Origin of the sequence: Ruegeria sp. AU67, from assembly GCF_900312795.1 — a bacterium.
GTDB lineage: Bacteria > Pseudomonadota > Alphaproteobacteria > Rhodobacterales > Rhodobacteraceae > Ruegeria > Ruegeria atlantica.
The window spans coordinates 349,225-364,644 of sequence record NZ_OMPH01000011.1 but is presented as its reverse complement, the minus strand read 5'-3'; the positions used below and the strand labels follow the sequence as shown (position 1 = coordinate 364,644).

The following is a 15,420-nucleotide window of genomic DNA, read 5'->3' as shown; positions in this document are numbered from 1 at the left end:
ACTTAGTTGTTTTCAGGATCGCTATCGGATGGAGGGTCCTTATACCGGTTCAGGTCCAGCACGCCTGCCTGAACGGGGTCGCTTGCCAGAAACATAGTCATCACCTGATCGCTGGTTTCCCAGAACCCCGGGCTTGTCCTGCGCAGGCCATAAGTGGCTACGAAATCGAGCCATTCGGCCTGCGACTGCACTGATTTGAGGTCGATTGCAAAAGACGCCAGTTGGGCTTCCTGAACTCGAAAGTAGAAATTCGTATAGCTTCCGATCACCCCCGGCAGGATGGTCAGCACGTCGGCTTGCGGATTCCTGCGATCTTTTTCTTCAAACAAAAACGCCACATTGTAATGGGCCTTGTCGTGGAGCAGCGAATAGAGAGACGTGGAATCACCTTCGTTGTCCACCAAAAGCAGAGAAACATCTGACAGATACCTGACCCAATCGCCGGATTGATCTGCGATGTCCCGCAAAGCTTTCACAATTTCTGCATTGCTATTCGAGCAGACGGCCCCTTTGCATCTGTTGATCATGTCCTCGAGGGCCCAAAGACCGTTGCCGCGATTTAGAAGTTCCAGGAGGAACTCTTGCTTTGGCGTGTCCGTTTTAAAATCTATGCCAGTCGGAAAACTGTCATCGACACGGCGCCGGTGCCAATACGTGTGCAGCTCGGCCAGAGCTCCTTGGTACCAGGTTTTGTGCATCCTTTGCCTGTCGCCGCGCGGCATGAAGTTCAGGAAAGTGTCCTCACTCTCCATCCGCAGCTCGTCCATGTATAACCGGGTTGAAAGCTGGTGTTCGAGCCGACCGAAAACATCAAAGCCTGCGACCAAGTCGTAATAAATACGTTCGAACACCGGATAATCGATAACCCATGCGGTTTCGGGGATGCCGCCGTGGAACCCGGTCATAGCAGAGGCATTGTCGAAATGCCGAAACACGGTAATCAGCGCCTGGGGATTGGTGCCCTCACCATCCCAGATTGCGTCATATCCAAACCCGTTTTTGTGCGCCGCGCTGTTGCGATATCGGGCATCCCGAAACTCAAGGTACTTGATCTGGTTTTCGTGAGACATTCCGTGAAGGTCCCCCAAGAACCCTATATCTTCAGTACTCACCGGCAATTCCAGAAAGGCCGCCCCGTCCGCCAAAAAGTTGGGGTCTGTGACGGACAGATCGGCATCCGGATCAAGGAAACTGACCCAGAACCGATCTTCAATCACGTCAACAGCGGTTTCGCCGTGACAGACCGGTCCGCGGATGAAGCTGCGCACATAAAACAATGCGTCGTCCAAGAGAAACTGATAACGGCTGCGGGCCGGTATGTTGGCAAAGGTGCTGAAGGGGTTGCCGCCTTCGTCTTCTCCGTACGCAGGCAAGTCGGTGACGGACCAGGCCGGATCAAGGAATAGCTGCTGGTATCGCGCCAGACGATCCGGACCAAAACTATAGACCAGATGATCTTTGTGCACGATCGTTTCGTCGAATGCCTGCAGCCGATAATAGAACGGCCCTGCGCCGGGGCTATCGAAGGGACGGCGTGCCGCGATGATCTCGATCTTTGATCCTGGCGGGCTGGCGGACCGCACCAGCTGAAAAAACTGTCTTGGATTGTCGGATGGAAAATGGAGACGCGCCAGAAACAGATGTTCGTATACATATCTGCTCATCAATTGATGGCGCAGGTCGGGCGCGTTCAGAAAGGCCTCCCACTGTGTGATCTGATCCTGAATGCCCTGAGGGATTTCTGGTGTGGCCGCTGGCAAGGGTGCACCATTTTTAAGCCATAACATGAGGGTCTGGTATTCTTGTTCACTCAGTGGGGCGGTGGCGTAGGGCATTCCCGCCCTTGGGTTTGCCGTGCTGAAGGCGTCGAATTCCTGCGTTGTAGGGCAGTTTAAGGGGCGATCAATTGACAAACCAAGCTGGGTTGGGACAGGTGCGTTAGGCGTCAAACGGGCTTGCCTGCCGAGGTTAAGGGAGCGCTCTAACACCGACCCGCCCGTGCCGGTCACCTCGGATGACGGAAGAACGGGAAAAAAACCAAGATCCCGCCACCCGGGAATTGTGTGCGCGTCGATGCCAAGCCGTGTTGGTTGCGCATCTTTTAGTCGTTCGGAGTGGTAGACCGCCTCTTTACTGGCGCCGCGCAAAAGGCCGCCAGGGGATGTCAGCTTGAGTTGACAGGGTGCGTCATAGCAACTGTGACAGACCACGCAGCGGTGGTTCAGGATATCCTGCACGTTGGCCCAGTCCGCATTTTCCAGCCTATCGTCATTGGTCGCACCGGGCGCTGCTGCATCTGACTGGGCCAAACCCTGATCAGCAAGCAAAAATGCAATCGAAGCCGCTAAAACACGGGTGATAAAACACCAATCTTGTAATGTTCGCAGCATAGATGCCCCCGTCTGAAAGGTTTGTTTTCATTGACCATCACGCCAAGCCCAAAGGCCTTAACAGGGTTATACTACTGAATTGATATCGTTTGTCGCGTTTCCTGAACTTTTACGTTGAGGCAACGCCGGCGGTGTTTGCCGCAGTTTCACATGCGGCAAAGTAAATGTAATTGGATCTTAGATTGCCAATAGTGTCAGACGGTTGCCCCCTTGATGCGTATGGCCGATCCCACGCTACCAGCGCAAAGGCCAATGCCAATTGCGACCAACAGCTCAAATGTATCGACCGCGGCAAATGAACCATGAGCGAATACGAAGGTTGCCAACACCCCGACAATGCCCCCCATCAATGCGCCCAGCCAAACGCGGCGAGTCATCATTCCCAGGGCCAGCCCAAGGATACCCGGCAGACTGATGACGTTGGCCCCGATTGTTCCCAGAATTTCCAGCATGTCATGTCCTTTTTTCAGTCTGCCCGAGTACTCAGGAATGACTTGATGTCATCGCCGTCAGTTGCGGCCTGTTGTTGCAACGAACCCTGCGCTTTGCTGGCCAGAGTTTCGGTCACTTCCTGATACCGCTCCTGATAGCCGGGCGGCAGGCTATGGGCGATGCCCTGGTGGCAATCGATACAGGTCATGTTTTCATCAATGGCGCGTTGGTGCTCAGAGGCAGCGCGCGTTTCCTGCAACGTGAAATCCATATAGTCGAAGTTGTGGCAATTCCGGCATTCGCGACTGTCGGAGGCCTTCATCTTTTTCCAGACGGCGGTCGCCATACTCAGACGATGCTCTTCGTATTTCTCGGGTGTGCTGATCGTACCTGCCAGCTCGTGATAGACGTCCTTGACCGCCATGATCTTGGCTTTGATCTTGTGGTTCCATTCATGCGGCACATGGCAATCGGAACAGATGGCCCGCACACCGGAGTGGTTGTTGTAGTGGATCGTCTCACGATACTCGCCCAGATTAGTCTCCATCGTATGGCACGAGGTGCAGAACTCCTCGGTATTCGTCAGCTCAAGCGTCCAGTGGAACCCGCCCCAGAACAGGATTCCAGCCAGAAAACCCGCAAGGATTAGAAAGCCCGAGCTAAAGGCAACCGCCGGGGTCCAGATCCAGTTCCAGATGCGGCCAATCCACCCGCGTTTTTCAGGAGAGTCTGCCATGTTGGTGCTCCTTTCATTCTTGCGTTGGATTAATTGCCCGAGGACGGTTGAAAGACGTTTTCAACCAATGGCGGTGCGTCTGCTTGTGGTACGTGGCATTGGTTGCAGAAATAGCGGGTGCCTGCGATGTGATCCAACTCGTTGCCGTCGCGATCCAGATAGTGAGTCATCGACAATGTCGGGGCGTTGCGTTCGCCGGCTTTAGTCCAGTCGTGGCAGGACAGGCACTGATTTGTGCGCGTGTCGATCTGATATTGCTCGACCGAGTGCGGGATCAGCGGCGGTTGTTGGCGATAGTTGCGCTGCATGCGCCCTTCGACGTTCTTGTGGATCTGTTCCAGAGGGATCAGTTCATCCACATCGGCACCCCGCAGGGATTCTACCTGAGCTGATTGCGCAAGGGCGAATCCGCCCAAGAGTAAAACGGGGATAAGGGCTATAAGGCCTGTTCGGGTTGGCTTGTTCATCTTGGCACTCCCTCAGATAGGTCTGGCTGCGCGCGGATCGGGCGCGGGAACTGGATCAGTAGGTGCGGCGACCTTGTCGTCGAACCGGTGAGTAAATTTGAAGACGTCGACGGCGCACACGTCGATGCAACGACCGCAGGTGGTGCAGTCAGGGGAAAGGATCAGTGGTGTGGAACCCGACTTACCCTTCAGCGCAGGAGATATGACCTGATTTTCTGGGCAAACGGCATAGCAATCCATGCAATCATCGCAGGCTGCGCGATTTGAGGCGCTGACCCGCAGCAAACCTTTGGCACCAATCAGGCCGTAAAATGCGCCAACCGGACAGATGTGACCGCACCAGCCGTGGCGCGAAACGAACAGGTCGAACACGAAGATGGCAATGATCATGGCCCACACGAACCCCGCGCCAAAAATCAGCCCGCGATGCAGCATGGTGATCGGGTTGACCAGCTCCCATGCGATCATGCCTGTAGCGCCCGAGACGATTAGGACGGTGGCCAATATCCAAAGGCGGGTGCTGCGCTTGGGCTGCCAGCCTTTCGGCAGGTCCAAACGTCTGTGCAACCAGTTGGCTGCGTCGGTGACTGGGTTGATCGGACAAACCCATGAACAATAGACGCGCCCACCAATCAGAGCGTAAGCGGCGAGAACGATCACTCCGCCGATCAGGGCCGTCAATTCCGGCCAATGCCCGGCGATCGCGCTTTGCAGTAAGATAAATGGGTCGGTCAGCGGTAGCACGCCCAGCGTCAAAGAACCCGCGAGCGTGCCTTGCACGATCCAGATGCCGAACCACGGTCCCAGAAGAAACACAGCCAGAAAGAGCAACTGGCTTGCGCGGCGCAGCAGCAGGTATTTGTGGGCGCGCACCCAACCTTTTTCTTCGATGGCCTCCATTCCGGCCGGCATATGTGTGCGTGCACTCATTGTCCGACCCCCGGCAAATCGTATGCTGGTGCGAACCCGCCCGGTGCGGCAAGGTTGTCGGTGCCCGGTCCGGGCAGTCGGTCCGGCAGATCGATGATGCCTTCGACTAGGGGACCGCCTTTGGCCTCTTTCTCTTCCCAGCCTTTGCGGTAGTGATCGGCACTGCTGCCGCGGGCCAAGCGCGCAGGCAGGACCTTGATCGCAGCCTCGGGCAGAACACAGCTTTTCTCGCACGTGCCGCAGCCTGTGCAGTGGTCCGCATGAACGGTTGGGATGAACATTGCGTGGTGGCCTGAACGTTCGTTATGGGCCGTTTCCAGCGTGATTGCCTCATCAATCACGGGGCAGACGCGATAGCAGACATCGCAGCGCAGGCCAAGAAAGTTCAGACAGTTCTCCTGATCAACAAGGACGGCAACACCCATCTGGGCATCATCAATATTGTCGAGGGCCGGATCCAATGCACCGGTGGGGCAGGCGGCCACGCAAGGGATGTCGTCACACATTTCACAAGGCACATCCCGCGCTGTGAAATAGGGCGTCCCTGTAGCAACCGCATCCACGCCCAATTCCGCCAGTTTCAATGTGTCGTAAGGGCAATCCCGCACGCAAAGCCCGCAGCGAATGCATGCAGACAGAAACGCCGCTTCCGGTAGCGCGCCGGGGGGACGCAACGCTTCGGCCGGCAACGCGCGGGCATCGCGGGCAAGCCAGGCCAACAATGACCCGGCGACCACACAGCCGCCCGACGCACGCGCCGCATCCTGCAGGAAGCGACGCCGTTGCGGCGAAAGAGGTTTACCTTCAAAGGGCATGGGGACGGCCTTTGCCTCGCTTGTCCGTTACGCGCGCTCGACTTTACAGGCGCATTTCTTGTAGTCGGTCTCTTTCGACAGCGGGCAGGTTGCGTCCAGCGTCAGCTTGTTGGTCAGCTGATGCTCGTCGAACCATGGCATAAAGACCAATCCGCGTGGCACCTTGTTGCGGCCGCGCGTTTCAACCCGGCTGGTCACTTCGCCCCTGCGGGTGGAGAGTACGATCTCTTGCCCACGGCGCAGACCGCGATCTTTGGCGTCCTCCGGGTGCATGTAGACAACGGCTGACGGAAACGCGCGATGCAGTTCGGGCACGCGGCGGGTCATCGAACCCGAATGCCAGTGTTCCAGCACACGACCGGTGGATAGCCACAGATCAAATTCCTTATCCGGTACCTCGGCGGCGGGCTCAAAGGGGGCAAAGATGATTTTGGCCTTGCCGTCCTCGTAGCCGTAGAACTTAACGTCTGCGCCTTCCGGCACATACGGATCATACCCTTCGCGGAAGCGATAGAGTGTTTCCTTGCCGTCGACGACAGGCCAGCGCATGCCGCGGGCCTCGTGATACATCTCGAACGGAGCAAGGTCGTGCGCGTGGCCGCGTCCGAAATCGGCATATTCTTCGAACAGACCTTTCTGAACGTAGAATCCGAAATGCTCCGCGTCGTCGTTGTGGAACCCTTCCGCCGTTTCCGACAGCGGGAACTGGTCGACCTTACCGTTGGCATAAAGCACGTCATACATGGTCTTGCCGCGATGCTCGGGCATCTTGGCCAGTAGTTCTTCGCCCCAGACCTCTTCGATGGTAAAGCGTTTCGCGAATTCCATCAGCTGCCACAGGTCCGACTTGGCCTCACCCGGTGCCTGCACCTGCTGACGCCAGAATTGCGTACGGCGTTCGGCGTTGCCATAGGCGCCTTCTTTCTCAACCCACATGGCCGTGGGAAGGATCAAGTCGGCCGAAACTGCGGTGACAGTAGGGTAAGGATCCGAGACTGTGATGAAGTTTTCCGGGTTACGGTAACCAGGATAGCCTTCTTCGTTGATGTTGGGCGCGGCTTGCATGTTGTTGTTGCACTGGACCCAATAGGCATTCAGTTCGCCGTCCTTCAGTTTGCGGTGCTGCAACACGGCGTGGAAGCCGGGCTTGGGCGGGATAGTGCCCTCGGGGATGTTCCATGCGGTTTCGCAGATTTCGCGGTGCTTATCATTCGTAACAACCATGTCCGCCGGCAGACGGTGGGCAAAGGTCCCCACCTCACGCGCCGTACCACAGGCCGAAGGCTGACCCGTCAGCGAAAAGGGTGAGTTTCCGGGTTCGGAAATCTTTCCCACCAGCAAGTGCACGTTATACATCAGCGAATTCACCCAGGACCCACGGGTGTGCTGGTTGAAGCCCATGGTCCACAAGCTCATCACTTTACGGTTCGGGTCGGCATATTGCTGGGCCAGTTTCTCCAGCTTGTCTGCAGGGACGCCAGACAGTTCAGAGGTATATTCCAGCGTGTAGGGCGCGACGGCTTCGGCGTATTCTTCGAAGCTGATAGGATCCATCTTGCCCGAGTTCGGATTTTCCGCTTCTTGCTGCAGCGCGTTGGTGTCGCGCAGGCCATAGCCGATATCGGTGGCGGTTTTGGTGATGTTGACGTGCTTCTTGACGAAGTCTTCGTTTACCGCGCCGTTTTGAATGATGTAGTTGGCGATGTAGTTCAGGATCGCCAGATCGGTTTGCGGTTCAAAAACGATGCCGTTGTCCGCCAGTTCGAACGAGCGATGCTCAAACGTCGACAGTACATGCACTTCGCAATCCGGTTTGGTCAGACGTGTATCGGTGAGGCGCGACCACAGGATCGGATGCATCTCGGCCATGTTCGAACCCCACAGAACGAACGTGTCCGCGTGCTCGAAATCGTCATAGCAGCCCATCGGCTCATCAATGCCGAAGGAGCGCATAAAGCCCACAACGGCTGATGCCATACAGTGCCTTGCGTTGGGGTCAATATTGTTGGACCGGAACCCGGCTTTCATCAGTTTGGATGCCGCATAGCCTTCCCAAACCGTCCATTGCCCGGAACCAAACATACCGACACTGGTCGGGCCTTTCTTGGCCAGCGCCTCTTTCCATTTTGCGGCCATGACATCGAACGCTTCGTCCCAGCTTACCGGCTCGAATTCACCGTTTTTGTCGTATTCGCCATTGGTCTTGCGTAGCAAAGGTGTAGTCAGTCGATCCTTGCCGTACATAATCTTGGACAGGAAATAACCCTTGATACAGTTCAGCCCCCGGTTCACCGGCGCGTCGGGGTCGCCTTGCGTCGCAACGACACGACCTTCTTTGGTGCCAACCAGAACAGAGCAGCCTGTACCACAAAACCGGCAAGCCGCCTTGTCCCACCGGATGTCTGGCGCTCCGGCCTGGGCATTGGCTTGACCGGCCGCCAGCGGAATACCAGCGGCTGACGCCGTTGCTGCGGCCGCAGAGGCCTTGAGAAAAGTCCGACGGGATTCAGAATGTGTCATTGCGTGGGCCTCCGGCTGGTGGTTGGGCTTGGGGCATCGGGCTGCGGATGGGCGTCCGCGAGATCCTCGAAATGGTGATAAGTCAGGGTCAAAGAGATGACGCCTGGGATCTGGTGCAGATCCATGATGGTTTCGGATGCAAGACGGGTTGGAGTGTCTTCGACGACGACAACAAATCGGCCATCTTTCGTTTCAGCGTGAATTTCGACACCCGGCGTGCCCTTCATCACGCGCGCTGCTGCGCTCGTGTGATCAGGTGCGACATGGGCGAGACAACCGCAGATGTTCATTGAGTAGCTTCCATTTGTGGTTGAGGTTGGCGTTCCAGCGCAATGGCATCGGCGGGACATAAACTTGGGCAAATCCCGCAGCCGTTGCATGTATCAAGGTCAAGCACCGGCTCTGCGCGGCCGCCGGTCATCAGTTTGAAACGGATCGCGCTTTGTTCGCAATTGTCCTGACAGATGCGGCAACTGATGCCGTTCATAGATAGGCAGGTGTCCGCTGTAAGCGCGGCGCGCCATGGCCAATCTGGCAAACGGTCAATCGATATCGCTTCGGTTGGACAAATCCGGGCGCAGTCACCGCAGAAGGTGCAGGGATTGTCAGTGGGCTGGAAGCGGGGATATCCATCTGTCCCGATGACGATCGCATCTTCGGGGCAAGTATCTGCGCAATCACCACATTTACTGCATGTTTCAACAAAGCACAGCTCAACCGAGCCCGGAGGTCTGGCGATATTGCCGTCCTCTGGTCTGATCTTTGCGCTTAGAAACGCGCGTCGGCTGGTCAGTTGTTGCATTGCATGCGACCTGGCTACACTCGATTCCTGTAATCGAGTGTATCGCATACCGTGATCTGTGGGGGCCTTTTTTGATTTAGGTCATTTGGCCTGTTAAATATTAGTCATTTAGGAAACTTTAATTTTTTTGCCGAAGCGACCCTTTGAGATCATCTGCGAGGGCGCGCAGTTCGGATTAGTAGAAGAAAAACAAAAACCGATCCCAGCGATGTCGTGACAATCCCAACAGGCAGCTCTTGCGGGGCAAGCAACAGACGGCTCAGGATATCCGAGCCTGTAAGCAAAGCTGCTCCGACAATGGCGGCGGTAGGCACAAGCTGGCTGTGCAAAGGCCCTGCGATACCGCGTGCGATGTGGGGAACCATCAAGCCGACAAAACCGATCACACCCGCGACGGACACAAATACAGCGGTTGCAAGAGCTGCGACGAAGAACATTCGGAACCGCAATCCCTGAACGGGCACACCCAGGGTGGCGGCCGTCAAATCACCAGTCAGCAGTGCATCAAGCCAGCGGCTACGGTACATTGCATAGGCGAGGATCAATGCTAAACCTGCGCAGACCAGCGGGAATGTCTCCCACCGGGCAAGACCCAAACCCCCAAGCATCCAGAAAATAACCGAATGGGCCGCACGGCTGTCGCCCGCGAAAATCAGATAATTGGTAATAGCTGAAAACAAAAACGAAACCGCGAGCCCCGCGAGGATCAGTTTTTCGGGTGCGCTTGTGCGCAGCCCATGAACCAAAGCCAGCACAATGCCTGATGCGACAAGCCCTCCGAAAAACGCGGCCAGTGGCAGGGTCCAAAAGCCCAGCACATCTCCGGTTACTGTAATGACAAAGACAGCTCCCGCCGCAGCGCCAGAGGACAGGCCGAACAGAAACGGGTCCGCCAGATCGTTGCGTGTGGTGGTTTGCAGGACAACGCCGACGATGCCCAGCCCGGCACCAATCACGGCGGCAAACAGCGCGCGTGGTAAGCGCAGGTCAAACACGATGCGGTGGAGCGGAGACATTTCCCCTTCCACTATTCCCGTGCCCAACAAGACACCGGCCAGTGCGTCAGAGGCCGGAATGGATGTGGTCCCGTAGACCGTCGAGGTTAGCAAAAGGGCGGCCAATACAGCCGCCCCCAGCAAGAGTGTAAGGCCAAGTCGGCCCATATCAGTTCAGGCCCGGGTGCATGGCTTTGGCCATTTTCGAAATTGCTTCGATATTTGCCGGTCCGGGTGTCAGTTCCTCGTAGCGCAGACCAATCCAGCGTTCGTTCTTGACCGCGTCCGTCTGAGACATCACGGGATGGTCCTGGAGGAACTTGAAGGTATCTGCGGCGCCATTTCCAGTTTGATAATCAAGTAAAACCAGGAATTCCGGGTTCGAAGCGGCAACAGCCTCCCACGAGGAACGTCCCCAGCTGGTGTCCATATCATGGGTGACGTTCTCGCCGCCAGCGGCAGCAATCATCGCGTCGGGAATGGCAAACTTACCAGCCGTAAACGGGGCATCGGCGGGGCCGTCCAGCAGGAAAACGCGGGGTTTCGGCAGATCGGCTGTCTGTATTTCAATCGCAGACAGTTCCTCTTTCCAGCCGGAAACCAGCTCTTCTGCCTCGTCTTCAACGTGCATTACTTTGCCCAAGCGAAGGACGTCGGTGAACAGCAAGTCCATGCTGGCTTCGGGGCGATCCTTATCCAGGTGTACGCAGCTTTCCGTCAGGATCATCGTTTTGATGCCAAATGGCGCAAGCGTGTCGGGGGTCACGTCACCGCCCGGCTTCATCCCATAGTACCAGCCCGCAAAGAAAAGGTCGGGTTCGACAGCGACCAGATTTTCAACTGTCGGGTACTTAGGCGCAAGTTCCGGGATGTCGCCGCGCAGTGTGTCAAACTCGGGGCTGGTTTTGTACCAGCCAGTGATGCCCGTCAGGCCAACGACCTTGTCCTGCAAACCCAGCGCAAAGGCCATGTCGGTCATGTTCATGTCGTGTACGACCAGCCGCTCGGGTTGAGTTTCAAACACCAGCGGCTCGCCGCAATTGTCAACGGTTATCTCGCGCGCTGTTGCGGCACTTGCAATGCCAGTGATCAGTGCAGCGCACCAGAGAGTTTTGTTCATGTTATTTTTCCTAGTTTGAGGTAGTGGTTCTTCGGATATCCAGTGCCGGGATCATGCGGCCTTCGTGCTGAAAGCTAAGAAAATCGACACCAAACGTTTCACGGACCCTTTCGGGTGTCAGCACTTCGTGCACGGGGCCGAAACCGGTCAGACGCGTGGATTTCATCAACGCGACATGGGTCGCGAATTCCGGGATCATGACCAGATCATGGACGATCATGACCACCGTAATGCCCAGCTCGGCTACCAGCGACAGCATGCGTCCCTTGGCGTCCGGGTCCAGATGGTTCGTCGGCTCATCCAGGAACAAAAGCGACGGGTTTTGCGCCAGCGCCCTTGCGATATGAGCGCGCTGGCGTTCCCCGCCGGATAACACGGCCATCCGCTTGTCGGCGAGGGCGACGAGTCCGGTCAGCTTCAGGATGCGGTCCAATTCCAAGGCGTGCTCAGCCGCAGATCGATCGGCGCGGATGGGGATTTGCCCAAGGGCCACGTAATCGCGCAGAAACAAACGCCCGTCCGGCGATTCCTGCTGACTGACCACGGCGATCATTCGGGCGCGGTCCATCGCCGAAAGCTGCCGAAGGCTGCGCCCCTTTACCAAAACGTCCCCCAGCACAATCTCTTCACCGCCGCACAAAAGATTCAGCAGCGTTGTCTTACCCGCACCGTTTGGGCCGGCAATTGCCAGAGTGGCCCCTTCATTCAGTTCGAAATTGATGTTTTGCAGCAGTACGTCGCCGTTCAGGGCGTAATACTCCAGCCCGCGCGCCTCAAGGAAAGCTCCGCAGGTCATGCGCTTGTCTCCACTTTTAGCCGCGGCAGGCGCGCCAGAGTCTTTTCAAGAAGGGCAGGCGGGCGCTGCGTTGCGTTGGTCCACCCATCCGCGATGCGATAGTATTGATGTGCAAATTCGGCCAAAGCATCCACGTCCTCAGCCGATTGGATGTCACCGAAAAGGTACCGCGCTTTGTCGAATGCCTGAAACCCGACGGTTGTGGGACGACCGCAACCGGCCATACAGGAAACGCTTTGGATGTCAAAACTGGATGGAAGCTTGCTTGCAAGCGCAGCGCGCAATGAATCCGCCCGGTCAGAACCCTCGCAGGTCTCGCAAATCAGAAGGAAATGATCAGGACTGATCGACATGGCCCACTCCGCCTGTTGCCAAGCGCGGGCAGAAGGTGCCAATCATGTCATCACGTCTTAGACGTGTCATAAAGCCTCCTTCCAGGACGCCCCGCCCCGGGTTGGTTGAACATCGGATGGTAGGTCTCCTGACTTGCGGGTCGTGGCTTGGCCATCCTTCCCGACCCATTTGGGGTCAGTGGGTATTTGGCGTCGCTCACCGCTTACAGTTGCGGGGGCAGTCACGGACTTGGCGCTTGTTGGCAACCTCACCGTATTCCCTTTTCATCCCTTGGCGAACCATAGGGAACCATCGTGGGTGATGCTTGCCCGAGTTCCGATTTTGGGTCAAGCGATAATACTCAGCGCCCCACGCACAGAGGTCATTTGTCATTTGCCAATGATCTGACTACGCTGCGTTGCAGAAATGTAGCAACAAAGGCGGATATGTTCTGGTTCCGGGGGGGCGCACATCCAATGTTTGAAACAACGAACACGCATTCAAAAACAAAGCCGGTCGAGATGAAAACTCAAGAAAACAGAACCTATTCTCAACTGAAGGTAGGCGACAAGGCGCAGGTCACCCGATTGTGCACCGTGGACGACTTGTACGCGTTTGCCTCGGCTTCGGGTGACCACAACCCGCTGAATCTGGCGGCCTATGACGGAGATGGAGATGGGCGCCCCGAGGCTGTCGCGCCCGCCTTGTGGCCCGCGGGTCTGGTGGCTGCAGTCATCGGAAACATCTTACCAGGGGCCGGTACGCAAACACGTCGGGCGGACCTGAGTTTTCATGCTCCGGTTATGGCGGGCGAAGAACTGACCGCCTTTGTGGCTGTTACCGAAAAGCGTGAAGACGGCGACCTGACCTGTTCCGCCGAAGTGCGCCGGGTCGGGGATAACGCATTGATCCTCAGCGGTACCGTACAAGTCACGCCACCGTCGCGGCATTTGACCTTCGACTCGGTCGAGGTGCCGGGACTGATCGTTCAGCGTCACCGGCATTTCGACGCTTTGTTGGAAAAGGCACGTCCTCTGGACCCGATGCCCACAGCGATCGTCGCACCGGAAGAGGCGAATTCGCTGGGCGGGGCATTGCTTGCGTTGGAAAACAGCATCATTACTCCGATTTTGGTGGGCGACCCAGACAAAATCACCTCCGCTGCCACCCAGCTTGGGGCCGATTTGTCCGGAGTTGAAATCATTGAAGCGCGAGACCACGAAGTGGCCGCCCAACGCGCGGTCGGGCTGGTCGTTGAAGGTAAGGCCCGGATGTTGATGAAAGGTCACTTGCACACAGATGTCCTTCTACGCGCCGTTCTGCGCCGCGAAAACGGCCTGAGGACCGGGCGACGCTTGTCGCATGTGTTCGTCATGGACGTGCCGGGCATGTCCCGGCCTATCATGGTTACTGATGCGGCGGTGAATATCGCACCGGATCTCGAAACCAAGGCCGACATTGTTCAGAATGCCATCCATCTTGCGCATTCTATTGGCATCGAGATGCCCAAGGTTGGCGTCTTATCAGCGGTTGAGACCATCAACCCGCATTTACCGTCGTCTGTCGATGCCGCGCTGTTGTCGAAAATGGCCGAGCGTGGACAGATCACCGGCGGGCTGGTCGATGGCCCCTTGGCTATGGACAACGCGGTTGATCTGAACGCGGCGCGGACAAAAGGCATCACCTCACCAGTCGCAGGGGTCGCAGATATTCTGGTTGTTCCGAATATCGAAGCCGGCAACATGGTAGCCAAACAGCTTACATATATCTCTCATGCCGAGGCTGCCGGCGTTGTGATAGGTGCTGCGGCACCGATTATCCTGACATCTCGGGCAGATGATGATGCTTCGCGGCTGGCGTCTTGTGCTGTCGCGGCGCTGCATGCAATTGCGAATGAAGGCAAAATCCATGGCTGAACATGTTCTGGCGCTGAATGCCGGGTCGTCCTCCTTGAAATTCGCGTTGTACGAACTGGTCGAGGATCGCCGCCCCAGTATGCGCTGGCGCGGTCAAATCGAGAGGTTGGGGGATGCCCCACGTCTATTGGCCCAATCGGCGGGGGGGCGATCTGTCGACCGCCAGCTGTCTGGGGCTAAAACTCATGACGAGGCCATCAATGCGTTTCTTGAACTTACCCGCGAATACCTGCCGGACATTCACGTCCGGGCCGTGGGCCACCGCGTCGTTCACGGCGGACCAGTCTATTCGGAACCTGTCGTGGTGGACGAGCACGTCTTTGATACGCTAAACGGTTTCATTCCCTTCGCGCCTTTGCACCAACCCTACAGCCTTACGGGTATCAAGGCGGCCGCGGTAGCCTTTCCGGGTACCACCCAGATTGCGTGCTTCGATACCGCGTTTCACAGGACACACCCTTGGGTGAATGATACCTTCGCATTGCCTCAAAGATTCTACGAAAAGGGCGTTCGCAGATACGGGTTTCACGGGCTGAGCTATGACTACGTCTCGCAAAAGTTGAAAGAAATTGCGCCGGGTTTGTACGACGGCCGCGTCGTCATTGCGCATTTGGGAAATGGCGCGTCGATGTGTGCGGTGTCGGGCGGTCGGGCCGTGGCCTCGACCATGGGGTTTTCGGCGCTCGACGGTCTGCCCATGGGCACCCGCAGCGGGCAATTGGACCCGGGGGTCGTGCTTTACATGATGCAGCAAGAGGGAATGAAGGCAGACGAAATCGCCGAGCTTCTCTATCGAAAGTCCGGCTTGCTTGGCCTGTCCGGCATGTCTTCGGACATGCGCACCCTGTTGGCTGCTGACACTCCGGACGCGCGCAAGGCGATTGAGTATTATGTCTTCCGCATCCGCCGTGAACTGGGCGCCTTGTCTGCCGCGCTGGAAGGCATTGACGCTTTGGTCTTTACCGGAGGCATCGGCGAAAATGCCGCCCGTATCCGTCAGATGGTCTGCGAAGGGATGCGCTGGATCGGCATTGATATGGATCCGAACCGAAATGCCGACAACGCTACGGTTCTGTCCACTGATTTCAGCCGGGTGCGTATTCTGGCTATTCCCACGAACGAAGAGATGGTGATCGCGCGTGCAGCGGCGAGAATGGCATGATCGCTT

The 15,420-nt window shown here is 57.0% G+C and carries 15 protein-coding genes and 1 riboswitch; of the genes, 2 read left to right on the top strand and 13 right to left on the bottom strand.

Annotation, left to right across the window (positions count from 1 at the left end):
• Positions 1-2: 2 nt before the first annotated feature.
• The 13 genes from DK510_RS04700 to DK510_RS04640 form a co-directional block, all read right to left on the bottom strand.
• Complete coding sequence (locus DK510_RS04700; RefSeq protein ID WP_109311114.1) at positions 3-2,390, bottom strand: fatty acid cis/trans isomerase; 2,388 nt, start codon at positions 2,388-2,390, stop codon at positions 3-5.
• A gap of 194 nt (positions 2,391-2,584) precedes the next feature.
• A complete protein-coding gene (locus DK510_RS04695) occupies positions 2,585-2,842 on the bottom strand; it encodes a hypothetical protein (RefSeq protein WP_058276668.1) in 258 nt (85 codons plus the stop codon).
• Between the two features lie 14 nt (positions 2,843-2,856).
• On the bottom strand, positions 2,857-3,558 hold the full coding sequence (locus tag DK510_RS04690) for a NapC/NirT family cytochrome c (protein ID WP_109311113.1): 702 nt from the start codon (positions 3,556-3,558) through the stop codon (positions 2,857-2,859).
• A gap of 29 nt (positions 3,559-3,587) precedes the next feature.
• Positions 3,588-4,025 (bottom strand): nitrate reductase cytochrome c-type subunit, encoded by a 438-nt coding sequence (locus DK510_RS04685; RefSeq protein ID WP_058276667.1) that lies wholly within the window; start codon positions 4,023-4,025, stop codon positions 3,588-3,590.
• 12 nt (positions 4,026-4,037) lie between these two features.
• A complete protein-coding gene (gene napH / locus DK510_RS04680) occupies positions 4,038-4,955 on the bottom strand; it encodes a quinol dehydrogenase ferredoxin subunit NapH (protein WP_109311112.1) in 918 nt (305 codons plus the stop codon).
• Positions 4,952-5,770, bottom strand: coding sequence for a ferredoxin-type protein NapG (napG, locus tag DK510_RS04675; RefSeq protein WP_109311111.1), 819 nt, complete (start codon positions 5,768-5,770; stop codon positions 4,952-4,954). The genes napH and napG overlap by 4 nt, the downstream gene beginning before the upstream one ends.
• A 27-nt stretch (positions 5,771-5,797) precedes the next feature.
• The gene (napA, locus tag DK510_RS04670) at positions 5,798-8,290 is read right to left on the bottom strand and encodes a nitrate reductase catalytic subunit NapA (protein WP_109311110.1); all 2,493 of its coding nucleotides are present in this window, start codon (positions 8,288-8,290) and stop codon (positions 5,798-5,800) included.
• Positions 8,287-8,580, bottom strand: coding sequence for a chaperone NapD (locus DK510_RS04665; RefSeq protein WP_109311109.1), 294 nt, complete (start codon positions 8,578-8,580; stop codon positions 8,287-8,289). Before DK510_RS04665 ends, napA begins: the two co-directional genes overlap by 4 nt.
• On the bottom strand, positions 8,577-9,092 hold the full coding sequence (locus DK510_RS04660; RefSeq protein WP_109311108.1) for a ferredoxin-type protein NapF: 516 nt from the start codon (positions 9,090-9,092) through the stop codon (positions 8,577-8,579). The genes DK510_RS04665 and DK510_RS04660 overlap by 4 nt, the downstream gene beginning before the upstream one ends.
• Before the next feature lie 149 nt (positions 9,093-9,241).
• Positions 9,242-10,255, bottom strand: a complete 1,014-nt coding sequence (locus DK510_RS04655) for an iron ABC transporter permease (protein WP_058272020.1) — start codon at positions 10,253-10,255, stop codon at positions 9,242-9,244.
• 1 nt (position 10,256) lies between these two features.
• A complete protein-coding gene (locus tag DK510_RS04650) occupies positions 10,257-11,207 on the bottom strand; it encodes an ABC transporter substrate-binding protein (protein ID WP_109311107.1) in 951 nt (316 codons plus the stop codon).
• Between the two features lie 10 nt (positions 11,208-11,217).
• The gene (locus DK510_RS04645; RefSeq protein ID WP_109311106.1) at positions 11,218-12,003 is read right to left on the bottom strand and encodes an ABC transporter ATP-binding protein; all 786 of its coding nucleotides are present in this window, start codon (positions 12,001-12,003) and stop codon (positions 11,218-11,220) included.
• The gene (locus DK510_RS04640) at positions 12,000-12,356 is read right to left on the bottom strand and encodes a DUF1636 family protein (protein WP_109311105.1); all 357 of its coding nucleotides are present in this window, start codon (positions 12,354-12,356) and stop codon (positions 12,000-12,002) included. The genes DK510_RS04645 and DK510_RS04640 overlap by 4 nt, the downstream gene beginning before the upstream one ends.
• A gap of 100 nt (positions 12,357-12,456) precedes the next feature.
• Positions 12,457-12,665, bottom strand: a riboswitch (cobalamin riboswitch).
• Between the two features lie 147 nt (positions 12,666-12,812).
• Between DK510_RS04640 and DK510_RS04635 the strand changes: the two genes are divergently transcribed.
• Together DK510_RS04635 and DK510_RS04630 are read left to right on the top strand one after the other, a co-directional pair.
• Positions 12,813-14,252, top strand: coding sequence for a bifunctional enoyl-CoA hydratase/phosphate acetyltransferase (locus DK510_RS04635; RefSeq protein WP_234998900.1), 1,440 nt, complete (start codon positions 12,813-12,815; stop codon positions 14,250-14,252).
• Complete coding sequence (locus DK510_RS04630; RefSeq protein ID WP_109311104.1) at positions 14,245-15,414, top strand: acetate/propionate family kinase; 1,170 nt, start codon at positions 14,245-14,247, stop codon at positions 15,412-15,414. Before DK510_RS04635 ends, DK510_RS04630 begins: the two co-directional genes overlap by 8 nt.
• Positions 15,415-15,420 lie beyond the last annotated feature (6 nt).

Excerpts from the sequence above, each read along its gene's own strand:
- DK510_RS04700 (WP_109311114.1), bottom strand. The coding sequence starts at position 2,390 with ATGCTGCGAACATTACAAGATTGGTGTTTTATCACCCGTGTTTTAGCG.
- DK510_RS04695 (WP_058276668.1), bottom strand. The coding sequence starts at position 2,842 with ATGCTGGAAATTCTGGGAACAATCGGGGCCAACGTCATCAGTCTGCCG.
- DK510_RS04690 (WP_109311113.1), bottom strand. The coding sequence starts at position 3,558 with ATGGCAGACTCTCCTGAAAAACGCGGGTGGATTGGCCGCATCTGGAAC.
- DK510_RS04685 (WP_058276667.1), bottom strand. The coding sequence starts at position 4,025 with ATGAACAAGCCAACCCGAACAGGCCTTATAGCCCTTATCCCCGTTTTA.
- napH (WP_109311112.1), bottom strand. The coding sequence starts at position 4,955 with ATGAGTGCACGCACACATATGCCGGCCGGAATGGAGGCCATCGAAGAA.
- napG (WP_109311111.1), bottom strand. The coding sequence starts at position 5,770 with ATGCCCTTTGAAGGTAAACCTCTTTCGCCGCAACGGCGTCGCTTCCTG.
- napA (WP_109311110.1), bottom strand. The coding sequence starts at position 8,290 with ATGACACATTCTGAATCCCGTCGGACTTTTCTCAAGGCCTCTGCGGCC.
- DK510_RS04665 (WP_109311109.1), bottom strand. The coding sequence starts at position 8,580 with ATGAACATCTGCGGTTGTCTCGCCCATGTCGCACCTGATCACACGAGC.
- DK510_RS04660 (WP_109311108.1), bottom strand. The coding sequence starts at position 9,092 with ATGCAACAACTGACCAGCCGACGCGCGTTTCTAAGCGCAAAGATCAGA.
- DK510_RS04655 (WP_058272020.1), bottom strand. The coding sequence starts at position 10,255 with ATGGGCCGACTTGGCCTTACACTCTTGCTGGGGGCGGCTGTATTGGCC.
- DK510_RS04650 (WP_109311107.1), bottom strand. The coding sequence starts at position 11,207 with ATGAACAAAACTCTCTGGTGCGCTGCACTGATCACTGGCATTGCAAGT.
- DK510_RS04645 (WP_109311106.1), bottom strand. The coding sequence starts at position 12,003 with ATGACCTGCGGAGCTTTCCTTGAGGCGCGCGGGCTGGAGTATTACGCC.
- DK510_RS04640 (WP_109311105.1), bottom strand. The coding sequence starts at position 12,356 with ATGTCGATCAGTCCTGATCATTTCCTTCTGATTTGCGAGACCTGCGAG.
- DK510_RS04635 (WP_234998900.1), top strand. The coding sequence starts at position 12,813 with ATGTTTGAAACAACGAACACGCATTCAAAAACAAAGCCGGTCGAGATG.
- DK510_RS04630 (WP_109311104.1), top strand. The coding sequence starts at position 14,245 with ATGGCTGAACATGTTCTGGCGCTGAATGCCGGGTCGTCCTCCTTGAAA.